Raw genomic sequence first — 15,166 nt, forward strand, 5'->3', positions numbered from 1 at the left:
ATATAATGCCAAGGCTAAATACTCCGGCTGAGCTGGAAATACTGCGTGAAAAACTGGCAAAAAAACAGTCTGCCAGCCGTCCCTGCATAACGGTATGTTGCGGTACGGGTTGCCGGGCTTTGGGTTCAGTTAAACTGGTAGATGCCTTCCGAAGTGAACTTGCCAAACAAGGGCTGGAGAATCAGGTTGATATCAAAGAAACCGGCTGTCACGGTTTTTGCGAAAAAGGTTCGGTAGTCGTTATATATCCCCAAAATATCTGCTATTTCCATGTCAAACCTGAAGATGCAGCTGACGTTATCGAAAAAACTATTAAAACCGGTGAATTAGTGGAACGCTTACTGTATGCAGATCCTGCCACCGGAGAGAAACTGGTCTACCACCATGACATCCCCTTTTATAAATATCAGAAGCGTATTGTACTGGGTGATAACGAACATATAAACCCCCAAAATATAGAGGATTATATCCAGCGTGGTGGTTATTCCGCTCTGGTTAAAACCCTTTTCCATATGACTCCTGAATCTGTGCTGGAAGAGGTAGACAAAGCCAATTTGCGGGGACGCGGCGGCGGAGGTTTCCCGGCCGGTAAAAAATGGCGCACTACCCGTGATGCCGCAGACCCGGTCAAGTATGTACTGGTTAACTGTGACGAAGGTGATCCGGGTGCTTTCATGGACCGTTCCATAATGGAGGGCAATCCTCATTGTGTACTGGAAGGTCTGGCTATCGGGGCTTTTGCCATTGGTGCTAAAGAAGGTTATATATATGTTAGGGCTGAATACCCTTTGGCGGTAGAAAATCTGTATGCTGCTTTAAGGCAGGCTGAAGAATATGGCTTGCTGGGCAAAAACATACTCGGCTCAGGTTTTGATTTTGTAGTCAAAGTCCATGAGGGCGCCGGTGCTTTTGTATCCGGTGAATCATCCGCTTTAATGACTGCTATCGAAGGCCGGGTTGGTGAACCTCGCCCCAAATATATCCGCACCGCTATCAAAGGCCTCTGGGATAAACCTTCAAACCTGAATAACGTGGAAACTTGGGCTAACGTACCCCACATAATAAATAAAGGGGCAGACTGGTTCAGGTCTATCGGCACAGAGGGCAGCAAAGGCACCAAGATATTCGCACTGGTTGGCAAGGTCAATAATACCGGACTGGTGGAAGTGCCTATGGGGACTACTCTTCGGGACATTATATTTAAAATAGGCGGCGGTTTGCGTGACGGTAAAAAAATAAAAGCTGTCCAGACAGGCGGGCCTTCAGGCGGATGTATACCGGAAAATCTGCTGGATTCGCCTGTTGATTATGATGCACTAAGCAAGCTGGGTTCTATGGTAGGCTCAGGCGGGCTGATAATAATGGACGAAGAAACCTGCATGGTAGACATCGCCCGTTATTTTATAAACTTTTTATCAGACGAATCTTGCGGCAAGTGCTTACCCTGCCGTGAGGGTCTGCGCCAGCTGGTAGATATACTTACCCGTATTACCGAAGGCAAAGGCACTATGGTTGACATGGATACACTGGAAGACCTGAGCGGCGTAATGAGTGAAGCCTGTTTGTGTGCCCTGGGACAACAAGCCCCCAACCCCTTGCTCACTACTCTTAAATATTTCCGCCACGAATATATTGACCATATTAAAAATAAGCATTGCGAAGCCGGTGTTTGTAAAGCCTTGCTTACTTTTTATATTGACCCTGACAAATGCAAAGCCTGTATGATTTGTGCCAGAAACTGCCCCACTGACGCCATCAAGGGCGGCAAGGGGCTTATTCATACGATTGAGCAGGGAAAATGCATCAAATGCGGTGCTTGTGTAGATACCTGCCCTGCCAAATTTGATGCCGTTATTAAAATATCCGGCAAACCTATTCCAAAAAATGTACCGGCTGAACCTATTCCTTTAAACCGGAAGGCAGAATAATGGAAGAAATTAAGCTGACTATAGATGGCAGGGAAGTTATTGCCAAGAGCGGACAGACTGTTTTTCAGGCGGCCACCGCAGCCGGTATCCATATACCTTCGCTCTGTTTTCATGAGCAACTGGAGCCTTACGGCGGATGCCGTATATGCAGTGTGGAAGTCGTAGCCGGGTCACGTTCAAAGGTGGTGGCTTCCTGCGTTTATCCGGTGGCAAATGGTTTGGTAGTAAATACTAGTACCGATAAAATCCGCCATATCCGCAAGGTGCTTATAGAGCTTTTGCTTACTAAAGCCCCTGCTTCAAAACCCATACGGGACTTGGCTGAAGAATATGGGGCGGATACTGCCCGTTTCAGCCATGATGCTTCGTTCTGTATACTTTGCGGCTTGTGCGTCCGATACTGTGCCGAGGTTAAAAAAGCCAACGCCCTGTGCTTTATCAGCCGGGGTACTCAACGTGAAGTGACCTTTGTACCTGAAACAGCCAACCGGGAATGTGAAAAGTGCCAGCAATGTTTTGATATTTGTCCCACCAACTTTATCAGGGCTAATTTTGAAATGGCAAAAGCTCTCACTTTCGAAACTAAGGAATAGTTATGTTAGAAAATGCGGAATATATAAAGGCAGGAGAACTGCTAGACCATACCCAGAAACTCTATGACGAAGGGGCAATATTTTGCACTGCCTCCTGCGTAGATCTGGGGAATGAATTTGAGGTTATTTACCACTATAATCTGGAAAAGGGTCTGCGGATGAAACACCTCAGGCTCAAGATAGACAAAAATGAAACTGTTCCCAGTATTTCAAACATCTACTTGTGTGCTTCACTTATTGAAAATGAAATGCAGGAGCTTTACCAGCTAAAACTCAGTAAAATTGCCATAGATTTCAGCGGCGGTTTTCTGGTCACCAAAGAAACCCCCACGAGCTATATGATAAAAGCCCCTGATTACAAACTGATTCCGGTAGAACGCCTGACTGCCCCCTGCCAGAAAACCTGTCCGGCAGGCATAGATGTATCCCGTTATGTCCGCCTGTGTGGTGAGGGTAACTATGACGCGGCTTTGGCTGTTATCAAGCAAGCCATGCCTTTCCCCGGAATACTGGGGCGGGTTTGTCTGGCTCCCTGCGAATCTGCCTGCCGTCAGGGCAAGTGCGGAGAATCTATAAGTATCAAACAGCTTAAACGCGCCGCCTACGAATACGGCCATTATACGGATAGTATCACCGCCAAACCCACCGGCAAAAAAGTAGCCATTGTGGGTTCCGGCCCGTCAGGTCTGGCTACTGCCTATTTTCTGGCTAAAAAAGGGCATAAGGTAACCGTATTTGAAGCTTTGCCGAAGGCTGGCGGATATATGCGGGTAGGCATACCTGAGTATACACTTCCCCGCCAAATACTTGATGCCGAGATTGAAAATGTCTCCAAACTTGGAGTTGAATTCAAGCTGGGTACAACTGTAAATTCACTTGGCAGCCTGAAAGAAATGGGATTTGATGCCACACTGTTGGCACTGGGTGCCAATCAGGGCGTACGCCGATCCAATATCATTGCCGCCTTCAGCGGCGGTACAGACGTATTCAAAAGATTCGGTCTGGCGGTTGAGAACATAAACGGCAATAATGTGCTGAAAATTGATGATGATACTTTGACCACTTCTCAGCAGGGTGTCTTTGCCTGCGGAGATGCCGTAAATGGGCCTACATCTGTAATTCACGCCGTAGCTTCAGGCAAAAAAGCGGCTGCAAGCATAGACAAGTATCTGGGCAGTGACGGCAAATGGGTGTTTGAAAATATTGTTGCCCACGAACCTGTATCACGTGATACTTTCCTTGAACGTATTTTGCCCAAGAGCAAACCTTTAAGTGTTAAATACGATATTAAGCAAGCCAAAGAGCGAAACGAAGAAACCGCCGGCTATAACCGTGAAGTTGCCTCCACTGAAGGCAAACGCTGTTGGCGCTGTGATTTGGAGGAATAAATGGCACGAACAGTAATACCCTTCGGGCCACAGCATCCGGTATTTCCTGAACCGGTACAACTTAAACTTGAATGCGAAGATGAAACCGTAGTCGGGGTCACACCAGTTATTGGTTATGTACACCGCGGGGTAGAAAAAGCCTGTGAGCTAAATACTCTTAGGCAGAATATATTTCTGGTAGAACGTATTTGCGGTATCTGTTCCATACAGCACGCACTTTGTTACTGTCAGGGTATAGAAGAACTGGCAAATATTGAAATTCCCCAGCGGGCGCAGTATCTGCGTACTGCCTGGGCAGAGCTTTCCCGCCTGCACAGCCATAGCCTCTGGCTTGGTCTGCTGGCAGATGCACTTGGTTTTGAAAGCCTGTTTATGCAAATTTGGCGTGCCCGTGAGATTATTCTGGATATACTGGAAATAACCGCCGGACACCGGGTTATCACCTCTGCCTGTGTGGTTGGCGGGGTACGCCGTGACATAGATGCCGAAATGCTCAAAAAGACAGAAGCTATGCTGGGTGATTTCAGAAAGATGATGGATAAGACCATTCTGCCCACACTGCTAAATGACCCCACCTTGAAGAAAAGAACGGTCGGCAAGGGTATTTTGTCTTATGACCAGGCTGTTACACTGGGAGCTTGCGGTCCTACCATGCGTGGCAGCGGTGTTCCTTCTGACGTCCGTTCCACCGGTTATGCCGCCTTTAAAGAGCTTGGTTTTGAGCCGGTAGTGGAAACAGCCGGTGACAGTTATGCCCGTACTCTGGTGCGCACCCGCGAACTATACCAGTCCATAGACCTTACTCTGGCAGCACTCCACCAGATGCCTGCCGGCGAAATAATGGTTAAGGCAGATGCCTATCCCGAGGGAGAAATATTTACCCGGGTGGAACAGCCGCGCGGTGAGCTTACTTATTATATCAAGGCCAATGGCACAAACCATCTGGACAGGTGCAAAATACGCACCCCCACTTTTGCCAATATACCCACCCTGCTGGTTATGCTGCCGGGGTGCGAACTGGCAGACGTGCCTGTTATTACCTTATCTATAGATCCTTGTATATCCTGTACGGAGCGTTAGGAGAAGGCCATGCCTTGGATGATCGGAACAGTATTAAAAAATTTGTTTTCAGCTCCCGCCACCCGCCGTTATCCTTATGAAAAACGGGAGTCTTTTGAAGGTTCACGCGGAAGTATTGTTTGGGATGCTAAACGCTGTGATATGTGCAGTGATTGTGCCAGAGTTTGCCCTGCCCGTGCCATCACTGTTGATTCGGAAAAACACCAGATAGAATATGACCCGCTTAAGTGCATCTACTGCGGCACTTGCACCGAAACCTGCCTTCAGCATGCTATTATCCAGCACCCTCTTTATGCTGCCCCACAGGGTGCACATGCCAGCCAGATAACCGAAGTACACCACTACCGCTACTAAGTATAATTTTAAGCCTAAAGAAAAGCCCCGGTCTTGGCCGGGGTATATTTATTAGTAAAAATATAATATTATGTAAATATGTCAGGCAGTATCTGCCGTAAAGGGCATTACGTCCTGTATCTGGTCTGTATTGCAGAAAAACATCACCAAACGGTCTATCCCAAGCGCATTTCCAGTGCAAACCGGCAGATATTTCACTGCCTCCAAAAATATTTCAGGCGTAACCACCCGCCTGTTTTGCTCAGCCTCTATCAGCTTTTTTTCTTCGGCAAAACGGGCTGATTGTTCAAGCGGATTAGTCAGCTCGGAATATGCATTTGCCATTTCCAAACCCGATATGAAAAACTCTGCCCGTTCAGCAACTTCAGGATTGGTTTTCTTGAGTCTGGCCAAAGACGCCATTTTAGCAGGATAATCCAGTAGCACAGTAGGACGATGGGACTGAAAAGATGGTATAACCTTCAGCACCAGATCTTCATCAAAACGCTTCTCATCATCGGTATTCACCGGATCCCAGCCTACTGTATTCAGAAAAGCATCACGCACGGTTAGGCGTTCCCAGGGGGGTGTCAGGTCAATATCCTGTCCCAAATAACGGATTTGGATCTTGCCAAACAGCTTCATTGAAATATGGTAGAACAGATTTTCGGTATCATTTATCATCTGGAGATAATCTGCCCCGACCCTGTACCACTCCAGCATACTAAATTCAGGATTATGGTGACGGCCTTTTTCGCCATCCCGAAAGCAGCGGCTTATCTGGTAGATATTGGTATAGCCGGATGCCAGCATGCGTTTCATATACAGTTCGGGCGAGGTAGACAGATAACCGTTTTGACACTCTACCGGTTTTATATAGCGTTCCGGGACAACTGAGGGAACAAAAACAGGGGTCTCCACTTCCAGAAACCCCTGTTCATTAAAAAAACTGCGTATTAACCCCAAGATTTGCATACGGCTTTTTAAGTTGTCTTCCAGTCTTCCCAGCCGTTGCCTCTCATCAGAATACATTATAGTTACTTCTTATTGCCCACTCTTTCAACGTAGGCACCGGTGCGGGTATCCACCCTTATTACGTCCCCTGCTTTCATAAAGGTGGGCACACCTATTTCCATACCATTTGAAAGTTTAGCAGGTTTATTCTGGGCGGTTACGGTTTCTTTGCCGGTACTCATAGAGGTTTCCATTACTTCCAGCTCAATAAAATTGGGCAAAGTAATTTCAATGGGATTATCCCCCAGAAGTTGCACCGGGACAACCATGCCGTCTTTTAGAAAAACGCCTCTTGAACCCATACGGTCTTCGGCCATAAAGTGCTGTTCAAAAGTATCGGTATTCATAAATATATAATTGCCATTTTCATGGTAAAGATACTGCATATCATAGGTAGATACATCAGCTTCTTTCAGTTTGTCACCGGAATGAAAAGTGCGCTCCAGAATGCCGCCATCCATCAGGTTGCGGAATTTTATCCGGTATACGGCACTTCCCTTGCCCGGTTTCATAAAATCCACATCATCCACGTTGTATGGTATATCATCCAACATGATTTTTTTATTCTTGCTGATTTCCTCTATATTCATACTGGCCTTTCGTAACGGAAAATACTAAGCGGTTCAATCCGAAAATAATAATGTATATACGTATAACAAGTCAAATTAACTTCCAATATATATTGACACTGCTTTTGGGCAAAACTATAATTAGTGTAATATAAAATATATGTGTGATAGTAATATTATCTATAAACATAATAGATAAAGAGGATATAAATGACACCAGAAAATAGCCCTGAAAATGCAAAATCAATCTTGGTTAAAGATATTCTGGTACTTATCCAGAAGCTTTATACTGAAGCACTGGTAATACCGCAAGGCTTGCTGGAAACAGAAATTACCATGCCTCAACTACGAGTGCTCTTGCTCTTGCACCTCAACGGGCCGCTTTCTATGGGGATTATATCCAAAAAACTTTGCATCGGGCTGGCTACTCTTACCGGTATTGTAGACCGTCTGGTCAAACAAGGCTTTGTAGAACGTGAAACCCCACCGGACAACCGCCGCGTTGTTATCTGTCATCTGACCGAAAAGGGGAACGCCCATTATGAAAGCCTGTGGCAATTTACTACCGGCAAGGTAGCCGAATTGCTGGACGGTGTAGATAATGAAGATTTATCGGTAATACGAAACGGTTTCTGCATACTTGAAAAGTCCGCTGCAAATAAATCAGCGGCTATTGAAAATACTGATAGGATATAAGCACATGTTCAAAGCTATTGCCGGCTGGGTTATCAAATTTAAATATTTGGTGGTCAGTTTCTGGGTGATACTGGCCGCTTTAATGGCATTTACCGCCCCTTCCCTGCAGGAAGTAAGCAAACTGGATCAGTCCGGCTTCATGCCTGCAGATTCAGATTCTGCTAAAGCAAGTGCGCTTTTAAAACAATATTTCCCGAATGAAAGCGCCTCTGTTTCAAGCCTGTATCTCATTATCTACAATCATTCCACCCTAAACCAGAATGATATGGATTATGCGCATTCTCTTAGCCTATGGCTGTCTTCGGAAAGTGCGCCTGCCGGTATTGGGGAGATAAATTCGGTCTTCAGTCACCCCCAGCTTTCCAGCCGCCTTATCAGTCCGGATAACACTACCATGCTAATAGATGTCGGCTTGCTTCAATCGGCCCAAGACCAGCAGTCAGAAAATATTATAACCAGCATCCACGCTCAGATTACAAACATGCCTGACGGACTTGAGGTATTTGTCTCAGGTGAAGCCGGCATGATGAAGGACCTGTATGCGGCACTGGCAGAGAGCATAGACCTGACTACCATAGTTACCATTATCCTGGTTTCGGTCTTGCTGCTTATCATCTATCGTTCACCGGTAGCTTCTCTGGTACCTTTGGTAACTATCGGTATTGCCTATCTGGTAAGCCGGGGAGTACTTGGATACATGGCTGAAGCCGGGGTAAATATCTGGTCACAGCTGGATGTATTTATAGTGGTGCTGATATTTGGGGTAGGTACGGATTATTGTCTGTTCATTATGTCACGTTTCCGGGAAGAACTGCATAAAAACCAAACCCGTTGGGAAGCACTGAAAACCGCTCTGGGGCGTATCAGTGCGGTTGTGTCTGCCAGTGCCATAGCCCTTATTGTAGGCCTTATGGGCATGTCTATAGCCCGTTACCAAATGATTCAAACCATGGGGCCTTCATTAAGTGTCTCAATTGCTATCACCCTGCTGAGTGCCATTACCATCACGCCTGCACTGGCATCTATATTCGACGGTAAAATATTCTGGCCAAGCAAAACTAATGCAACCCGGCCGGAAAAACTTGCGGTCTCACCTTCCAAAGATAAGTTCCGCTTCTGGAATTGGGTGGGTACTATTACTACCAAGCACCCCCTGCCGATAGCCCTGGTTATCATCGGGTTGCTCCTCATACCCTATACCCAGCTATCCCATCAGCGGCTTTCATTTGATACCATAAGTGAACTCCCTCAGGATGCCGAATCCGTCATAGGGTTTAACAAACTGACGGAACATTTCAATATAGGTGAGATGATGCCTGCCACACTGGTACTGGCAGATGAAAACGGTGGGAACCTGAGTAATATTGCAATTCTTGCAGAACTGGCAGATTTAACCGCCAGTCTGGAAAGTCTGAAAGGAGTAGATGCAGTTCAGTCTGTGCTTCAGCCGGACGGTACAGCTGCGTCAGGTGCGGCACTCCGGGCGGCAAACCAGGTACTGGGTTTGATACCGGTAGAATCTTCGGGAAATACCAACCCGGTAAATCTGGTTTCAGACCAAACTTTGGCAGGTTTTGAGTTTATCAGGACCTACCTGCAGGAACTTGGGCAGAGTTTCCCCTGGCTGACAGAAGAAACATCTTACCGGGATTCCATATCCTCTCTGGACAATATAATAGATACACTGCAGGATATCAGGTATGCCGCCCAGATAGATACCCAGTTAAATACCTTAACTGGCCAGCTTCGCCAAACTGCAGATGCCTTACGCCTTGGCTACCCTGCCCAAGCTGAAATAGCCTTCCTTGTAAAGGCCTATATGTTAGAAAGTGCCCAAACCTATAGCTTTATTGCTGACTTGTATGACTACCAGCAAGCTATGCTGAAAGTTGACAAGCTGGCTACGTTGATTGCTCAGGCAAATGCTGATGGAAGCATTGCTTCCGAACTGGATAGTCTGGCATATTCCACCGAACATCTGGCATTTGTAATTGGCAGCCAGGGGGTATTTTATCTGTTTCCGCAATCACTCCCGGCAGACAACTCACCTGCCAATCCAGTTGAAATACTGCTTGGTGAAACCCGGCTATTCAGCCAGAATATGCGCTCTTTGAGTAATACCTTCACCGCTAACGGCAATCCATATTTTATATCTCAAACCCTGATGCAAACCTCACTTGAACTTGATAGTCTGGTCAATATGTTTTATTCAGAAGACCAATCCGGTACCCGTTTATTTCTGATACTCTCTGACTCCCCTTATAGCAACGAGTCTATGGATACCATTTCTGAAGTAAAAGCACTGTTACAGACAGACACATTGGGCAGTCATATTTCCGGTTTAGACTGCGGTATTCAGGGTACCAGTGCAGACATGCAAGACGTCAGAGATATAATGGAGCAGGATTTTACCCATATCCAGCTGATAATAATTGCCGGGGTGTTTTTAGTTTTGCTGGTGCTTTTGCGAAGCATAGTCGCCCCTATCTACCTGCTGCTTACAGTCATGCTAAGTTACGGAGCAACCATGGGTATTATCACTTGGCTCTTTCAAGACGTACTGGGACATTCCGGCATAAGCTTTATGCTGCCGATTATATTATTTACCCTCATTGTGGCGTTGGGTTCAGATTACAATATTTTTCTGGTATCCCGCATCCGCGAAGAATCCGAGACTAAACCCATTAAAGAGGCTGTAAAAAATGCCATCTCCTCAACCGGCGGAGTTATTGTGGCTTGCGGCCTTATCTTGGGAGGTACATTTGCGGCTATGCTAACGTCACCCATACTAACCATGTATCAGCTAGGGGCTGCAGTAGCTATTGGCATAATAATGGATACTGTTATTGTAAGAGGAATTTTAGTGCCATCACTGGCAACCATAGTTGGCCGTTGGAACTGGTGGCCATTTCATAATCTGAAAAAATAGAGTAGCGGAAAATGTGAATAGCGAAGGTTAAACGCTGATTGCCATTTAAAAAACTTTGCACTTGTAACTTAAAAGTATCCTGCCCAGAACCTTTATCTCAGATAAAGGCAAATCATGGCTTGTGCCGTTTCCATTGGAAATCCGGAAGCCGTTTTCAGTGGAATAAAGGTTATATCCGTAAACACCTTGGTCAATCTGGCAGGCATATAAGTTACCATCTTCAATGGTATGTTCAGCCTGAATAACCACCATTTCACCCGGGTAAATGCCAAAATGTTCAAGATGATTGTCTTCTACCTGAAGAGCATAAATGTTTTTTAAATTTTCAACTATGCTGCGGGGAATAAGAAAACTCTTATACGCCAATTCATTATAAGTTTTTCGTTCAGGCATGCACCCGTGTACACAAACCTCCACCGTCTCAAGTCTTTTAAAAATAGACCGGACTTCGGCCAGTATATCTTCAATTTGCCTAGGGGAGGAATTATCGTTTTCAGAAATAAGTTTGGCTGGTTCAATTCCAAAAGCATTGGAAAGCTTATTAGCTGTTGCCAGAGTAATACTCTGACGTTCACCTTTTTCCAGTTTTCTTATATATTGCCCGGAAAGCCCTGAACGAGTGCCCAGATATTCAGGCGTCCAGCCTCTGGCTTTCCGAAACTCTCGTATCTTTTCGCCTATACTCATCATGGTAATTATATAGACATTATGCGCCTAAAATATGTAATTAACAACAGATATTTTAGCAACTATTCATATACTTGGGTTATCATATCTTGCTGGAGTATCTTCCTGTATTGTTGTTTCGTCACAAATTGGTTTACGATTGACATATTAAAACAGATAACAATAAAGAATAATGTCTATGACGGATACTTAATCAAACAAATACTGCGTTGATTAAATAAACAACAAGTTTAGCTATTTGCGAGGTTATAAAACGGAACAAGGCGTACAAAACTAATCCTGCAAATATTGAAGAATGATTTGATATGCAAAACACGAAGGAGTAAGTGGTGAGCCGTGCGGGGTTCGAACCCACGACCCTCTGATTAAAAGTCAGATGCTCTACCAGCTGAGCTAACGGCCCACAAACAGACGTTATTTTAGCATCGTTGGGTAGGTTTTGACAAACTTTAATCAGCCATTTTGCAGTTATATTTGAAATATTTGTTATTACGCCGCAAAATATCCGCTACTTTGCTGTTACTTCCGTCGGAATAACCTTGATATCGCTGGCTGATTTTCGTTTGCGCCGTTTCCAGCCCAGACCCTCCAGGAAGTCACCGATAATTATTTCCTGATATGATTCATGTCTGAGAGATAAATCCGGATTGATGCGGTATTTTATTCCCCTGCCCTCTTTTTTCTTGGCAATATAACCTTCGGTTTCAAGGTCAGCAATAATTTTTCTTACAGCCCGTTCGGTAATATGTATATTTTCAGCGATTTCGCGTGCTGTAATACGTGAATGTCGGGCTAAAAAGCTTAGCACCAGTGCGTGGTTTGTGAGAAAAGTCCAGCTCGCCATTCATATCTCCCCTTTAATTTATGCCCAATTCTACCATTTGACAAGGTCTTTGATTAGTGATAAATTATTCATGTTTTAGATATCATAACTAAATAAGCATGAATAACAGAACATCTTGATTGTAAACTATTTTGTTTGTGCATGCAATATCTAAAATTGACAACGTAGGTGTTGCCACATCGGGTACATTAAAGTGCACGAAAGGGGGTGACTAAAATGGTTGATAAAAAACCCATGGCTCCTGCTTCCAAACCCGGCGCTCCCGCTGCCAAGCCCGTTAAAAAGTAACTGGTAATTCACTGATGGTAAAGGGCAGGAGAATCTCCCTAGCATCAAGGTGATTCTCCTGCATTATATTTGGATATGCTCTGGTTAGCCTTATCAATATTTATAGCCACCATTTTATTGGTGATTTTTAAACCTCGGCCCTTTAATGAAGCCGGGGCTATTTGTTTAGGCGCCATTCTTATGTTTATTCTGGGGCTTGTTCCCCTTTCAAATATCAGCCAGATTTTTTCTGCTAATCTGAATATCCTGCTATTTTTCCTTGGGCTTATGCTAGTAAGTTATTTCGCAGAGTTATCCGGCTTTTTCAATTCGGCTGTCAATCTGGCTCTAAAACTGTCTGGTGGCAGTTCGTGGCGTTTGCTGGGTTTGGTTTTTGCTCTTGGCATAGTTATTACCATGTTTATGTCAAATGACGCTACTGCCCTGCTCCTGACTCCTGTAGTTTTTATGCTTGTTAGCCGCTATGGCTTGAAACCTTTGCCGTATATATTTGCCTGTGCCTTTGTAGCAAATACGGCATCATTTATTTTCCCATTTTCCAATCCAGTCAATCTGCTGGCGGTAGACAAGTTTAATCTGAACCTTGGGGAATACACTACTTACATGTTAATACCCAGCATACTGGCTATCACGATTACTATAGCCATATTTTATGTTGTCTTCAGACATGATCTTAGAACAGGGTTTTCGCTTGTGGAGACTAAAGCTGTTGCCTCAGACAAGTTTTCACACTCTGTCAGGCTGGTACTAATTTTTCTGGCAGCAGCTTGTCTTTTGACTTCGTTTATGGGGTGGCCACTGGCAATACCTCTGGTGCTTACTGCTTTTATACTGCTGGGCATAACTTCATTTTATAAAAAATTGGATTTTAACCACTTGAAGCATTCGGTTGCTTGGTCAATACTGCCATTTGTACTTGGTTTGGCATTTATGGTAAACGGACTCGAAAATACAGGGCTTACTGCAACATTGGGTAACTTTCTTTCAAATACTCTAGCTGATGGAGGCCAGCTGGAAGCTGGTTTGATTACTTCTTTCGGTACAGCTATCGGATCTAACCTTATAAATAATTGGCCGATGATGATGGTCTCGGTATCCAGCCTGTCGGCTGTCAGTGACATTGGCGGGGCCAATTCAGGTTTGATTTATCAAGCTATTTTGGGAGCAGACTTGGGCCCTAATCTGCTTATAATGGGCTCTTTGTCTACCATGCTCTGGTTGATACTTCTGCGCAAACGGGGGCTGGCAATAAAGCCCATGGAATTTACAAAACTGGGGCTTACAATCACCCCTCTGGTTCTTCTGGTATCAACATTGGCCATATTTCAGTTAGGGAAATTGAGTAGTTAAAATGAAGACAATCACTCGCAAGAGTTTAGATAACAGTATTAAGGACGGGGCTGCATATTCAGCTATGCTAGGTTTGACCCAGGATTATATAACGCCTTTTGCCTTGGCCCTTAAGGCATCTGTACCTCAGATAGGTATACTTTCGGCTTTGCCGAATCTATCTGTTGCGCTTTCACAACTATTTGCCCCATTCCTTTCCGAAAAGGCCAAAAGCCGCAAGAGTTTCGTATTTAAAGCAGTATTACTTCAGGCGGTGTGTTTTTTGCCGGCATTTGTGCTGCCTTTGCTTTTTCGTGATTTCGGAGTTTGGTGGCTGATACTCTGGTATACCTTAGGAACCATGTTTGGTTCACTGGGCAATCCTGCCTGGTCAAGCCTTATGGCAGACTTGGTGCCGGGTTCTATCCGAGGACGTTTTTTCGGTTACCGTGGCATGATAGCCGGGATTATGACTTTGGCGTTCTCACTGGCCAGCGGTTTACTCCTCCAAATAAGCGCTGACACCCTGTTTTTGGGTTTCGGGCTCATATTTTTCGGTGCCAGTCTGGCTCGTTTTATCTCAAGTTTCTTTTTAAATAAAATGGAAGACCCCCAGGCCAAAGCCCCGATTAAAGACGGGGTCAGCATGAAAGCTCTAGTAAAGGACTTGAATAAAACCCCTATGGGCAAATTCATATCCTACTCCGCACTTATAAATTTCAGTACTTATATAGCCGCTCCGTTCTTTGCGGTTTATATGCTGCGTGAGCTTGGCTTTGACTACCTGACTTATATAATAGTAATATCCTCAGCTTCAATAGCCAACTTTGTTTTCATGAAGGTATGGGGGCGGATTTGTGATATCTGCGGCAATGTAAAGATACTCAAGCTGTGCAGTGTCTTTGTGCCGATTGTGCCTTTACTATGGATATTCAGCCACAATACATATTACTTGATAGGCGTTCAGGCACTTTCAGGTATTATATGGGCTGGTTTCCTGTTATCCGGTACCAATTATATTTTTGAAAGTTCCAGCCGCCGTAACCGTATGCGTGGTTTTGCCCTTTATACCGGAGGAAACAGTCTGGGTATTGCACTGGGTTCATTGGTTGGCGGCTTACTTGTCAGTGTTTTGCCGCAGCTTAACGGCTACCATATGCTAAGCCTCTTTTTAGTCTCGGTAATAGCCAGAACTCTAGTGGTGGGACTATTTATAAACAGCATAAAAGAACTAAAGCCTGCCGGCAGTGCTATTCCCCAAGCATTTGTATCAGCCTACCGGCTGGATATATTTGCCCTGAAATTCAGGGCTATACTTCAGGCAGTTTTACAGTTGCCGCGTATCTTCCGTCAGCCGCTTCGTTCGGGAATGGTAATACGGATATTCCAGCTTATAATCCGCTTCTAATTGCTGAACCAGCTATACCCGGATATTTTTATCACTCTGTATCAGCTGCTATGTTTTAATATTTGCTAAAGCCTTTCGGG

General features: G+C 44.9%; 13 protein-coding genes and 1 tRNA gene. 9 read left to right on the forward strand and 5 right to left on the reverse strand.

Translation table 11 applies throughout. The features are described 5' to 3' along the window. Positions 1-5 precede the first annotated feature (5 nt). The 5 genes from X794_RS03735 to X794_RS03755 are packed head-to-tail and all read left to right on the forward strand — an operon-like array spanning position 6 to position 5,343. Entirely contained in the window at positions 6-1,928 is a 1,923-nt protein-coding gene (locus X794_RS03735) for an NADH-ubiquinone oxidoreductase-F iron-sulfur binding region domain-containing protein (RefSeq protein WP_012984311.1), read from the forward strand. Continuing rightward, complete coding sequence (locus X794_RS03740; RefSeq protein ID WP_011309341.1) at positions 1,928-2,521, forward strand: 2Fe-2S iron-sulfur cluster-binding protein; 594 nt, start codon at positions 1,928-1,930, stop codon at positions 2,519-2,521. The genes X794_RS03735 and X794_RS03740 overlap by 1 nt, the downstream gene beginning before the upstream one ends. A 2-nt stretch (positions 2,522-2,523) precedes the next feature. Beyond that, positions 2,524-3,909, forward strand: a complete 1,386-nt coding sequence (locus X794_RS03745; protein ID WP_034376521.1) for an FAD-dependent oxidoreductase — start codon at positions 2,524-2,526, stop codon at positions 3,907-3,909. Continuing rightward, positions 3,910-4,989, forward strand: a complete 1,080-nt coding sequence (locus tag X794_RS03750; RefSeq protein WP_011309343.1) for a nickel-dependent hydrogenase large subunit — start codon at positions 3,910-3,912, stop codon at positions 4,987-4,989. It abuts the gene before it with no gap. A 9-nt stretch (positions 4,990-4,998) separates the two neighbouring features. Further along, entirely contained in the window at positions 4,999-5,343 is a 345-nt protein-coding gene (locus tag X794_RS03755; protein WP_011309344.1) for a 4Fe-4S binding protein, read from the forward strand. 81 nt (positions 5,344-5,424) lie between these two features. On the opposite strand, the gene epmA is transcribed toward X794_RS03755, so the two are convergent. Both epmA and efp read right to left on the reverse strand, forming a co-directional pair. Then, on the reverse strand, positions 5,425-6,354 hold the full coding sequence (gene epmA / locus X794_RS03760) for an EF-P lysine aminoacylase EpmA (RefSeq protein ID WP_011309345.1): 930 nt from the start codon (positions 6,352-6,354) through the stop codon (positions 5,425-5,427). Positions 6,355-6,359: 5 nt separating this feature from the next. Beyond that, the gene (efp, locus tag X794_RS03765) at positions 6,360-6,926 is read right to left on the reverse strand and encodes an elongation factor P (RefSeq protein ID WP_011309346.1); all 567 of its coding nucleotides are present in this window, start codon (positions 6,924-6,926) and stop codon (positions 6,360-6,362) included. 189 nt (positions 6,927-7,115) lie between these two features. Here efp and X794_RS03770 point away from each other — a divergent pair, with 189 nt between their 5' ends. Both X794_RS03770 and X794_RS03775 read left to right on the forward strand, forming a co-directional pair. Further along, positions 7,116-7,601, forward strand: a complete 486-nt coding sequence (locus X794_RS03770; RefSeq protein WP_011929097.1) for a MarR family winged helix-turn-helix transcriptional regulator — start codon at positions 7,116-7,118, stop codon at positions 7,599-7,601. Positions 7,602-7,605: 4 nt separating this feature from the next. Then, on the forward strand, positions 7,606-10,530 hold the full coding sequence (locus X794_RS03775) for an MMPL family transporter (protein ID WP_012984314.1): 2,925 nt from the start codon (positions 7,606-7,608) through the stop codon (positions 10,528-10,530). A 45-nt stretch (positions 10,531-10,575) separates the two neighbouring features. Here the strand turns inward: X794_RS03775 and X794_RS03780 are convergent, their stop codons facing one another. From X794_RS03780 to X794_RS03790, 3 genes are all read right to left on the reverse strand, one after another. Further along, on the reverse strand, positions 10,576-11,217 hold the full coding sequence (locus X794_RS03780; RefSeq protein WP_228384737.1) for a helix-turn-helix domain-containing protein: 642 nt from the start codon (positions 11,215-11,217) through the stop codon (positions 10,576-10,578). A gap of 327 nt (positions 11,218-11,544) precedes the next feature. Beyond that, a tRNA-Lys gene (locus X794_RS03785) sits at positions 11,545-11,620 on the reverse strand. 105 nt (positions 11,621-11,725) lie between these two features. After that, positions 11,726-12,061 carry a helix-turn-helix transcriptional regulator gene (locus X794_RS03790; protein ID WP_011309350.1) on the reverse strand — a complete coding sequence of 112 codons (336 nt, stop codon included), beginning with the start codon at positions 12,059-12,061 and terminating at the stop codon, positions 11,726-11,728. 363 nt (positions 12,062-12,424) lie between these two features. Between X794_RS03790 and X794_RS03795 the strand changes: the two genes are divergently transcribed. Further along, the gene (locus X794_RS03795) at positions 12,425-13,699 is read left to right on the forward strand and encodes an ArsB/NhaD family transporter (RefSeq protein WP_034376514.1); all 1,275 of its coding nucleotides are present in this window, start codon (positions 12,425-12,427) and stop codon (positions 13,697-13,699) included. Position 13,700: 1 nt separating this feature from the next. After that, complete coding sequence (locus X794_RS03800) at positions 13,701-15,086, forward strand: MFS transporter (protein WP_034376512.1); 1,386 nt, start codon at positions 13,701-13,703, stop codon at positions 15,084-15,086. Positions 15,087-15,166 lie beyond the last annotated feature (80 nt).

The sequence above is a fragment of the Dehalococcoides mccartyi CG5 genome, assembly GCF_000830885.1.
GTDB classification, from domain to species: Bacteria; Chloroflexota; Dehalococcoidia; order Dehalococcoidales; family Dehalococcoidaceae; genus Dehalococcoides; species Dehalococcoides mccartyi_B.

Excerpts from the sequence above, each read along its gene's own strand:
- X794_RS03735 (WP_012984311.1), top strand. The coding sequence starts at position 6 with ATGCCAAGGCTAAATACTCCGGCTGAGCTGGAAATACTGCGTGAAAAA.
- X794_RS03740 (WP_011309341.1), top strand. The coding sequence starts at position 1,928 with ATGGAAGAAATTAAGCTGACTATAGATGGCAGGGAAGTTATTGCCAAG.
- X794_RS03745 (WP_034376521.1), top strand. The coding sequence starts at position 2,524 with ATGTTAGAAAATGCGGAATATATAAAGGCAGGAGAACTGCTAGACCAT.
- X794_RS03750 (WP_011309343.1), top strand. The coding sequence starts at position 3,910 with ATGGCACGAACAGTAATACCCTTCGGGCCACAGCATCCGGTATTTCCT.
- X794_RS03755 (WP_011309344.1), top strand. The coding sequence starts at position 4,999 with ATGCCTTGGATGATCGGAACAGTATTAAAAAATTTGTTTTCAGCTCCC.
- epmA (WP_011309345.1), bottom strand. The coding sequence starts at position 6,354 with ATGTATTCTGATGAGAGGCAACGGCTGGGAAGACTGGAAGACAACTTA.
- efp (WP_011309346.1), bottom strand. The coding sequence starts at position 6,926 with ATGAATATAGAGGAAATCAGCAAGAATAAAAAAATCATGTTGGATGAT.
- X794_RS03770 (WP_011929097.1), top strand. The coding sequence starts at position 7,116 with ATGACACCAGAAAATAGCCCTGAAAATGCAAAATCAATCTTGGTTAAA.
- X794_RS03775 (WP_012984314.1), top strand. The coding sequence starts at position 7,606 with ATGTTCAAAGCTATTGCCGGCTGGGTTATCAAATTTAAATATTTGGTG.
- X794_RS03780 (WP_228384737.1), bottom strand. The coding sequence starts at position 11,217 with ATGAGTATAGGCGAAAAGATACGAGAGTTTCGGAAAGCCAGAGGCTGG.
- X794_RS03790 (WP_011309350.1), bottom strand. The coding sequence starts at position 12,061 with ATGGCGAGCTGGACTTTTCTCACAAACCACGCACTGGTGCTAAGCTTT.
- X794_RS03795 (WP_034376514.1), top strand. The coding sequence starts at position 12,425 with ATGCTCTGGTTAGCCTTATCAATATTTATAGCCACCATTTTATTGGTG.
- X794_RS03800 (WP_034376512.1), top strand. The coding sequence starts at position 13,701 with ATGAAGACAATCACTCGCAAGAGTTTAGATAACAGTATTAAGGACGGG.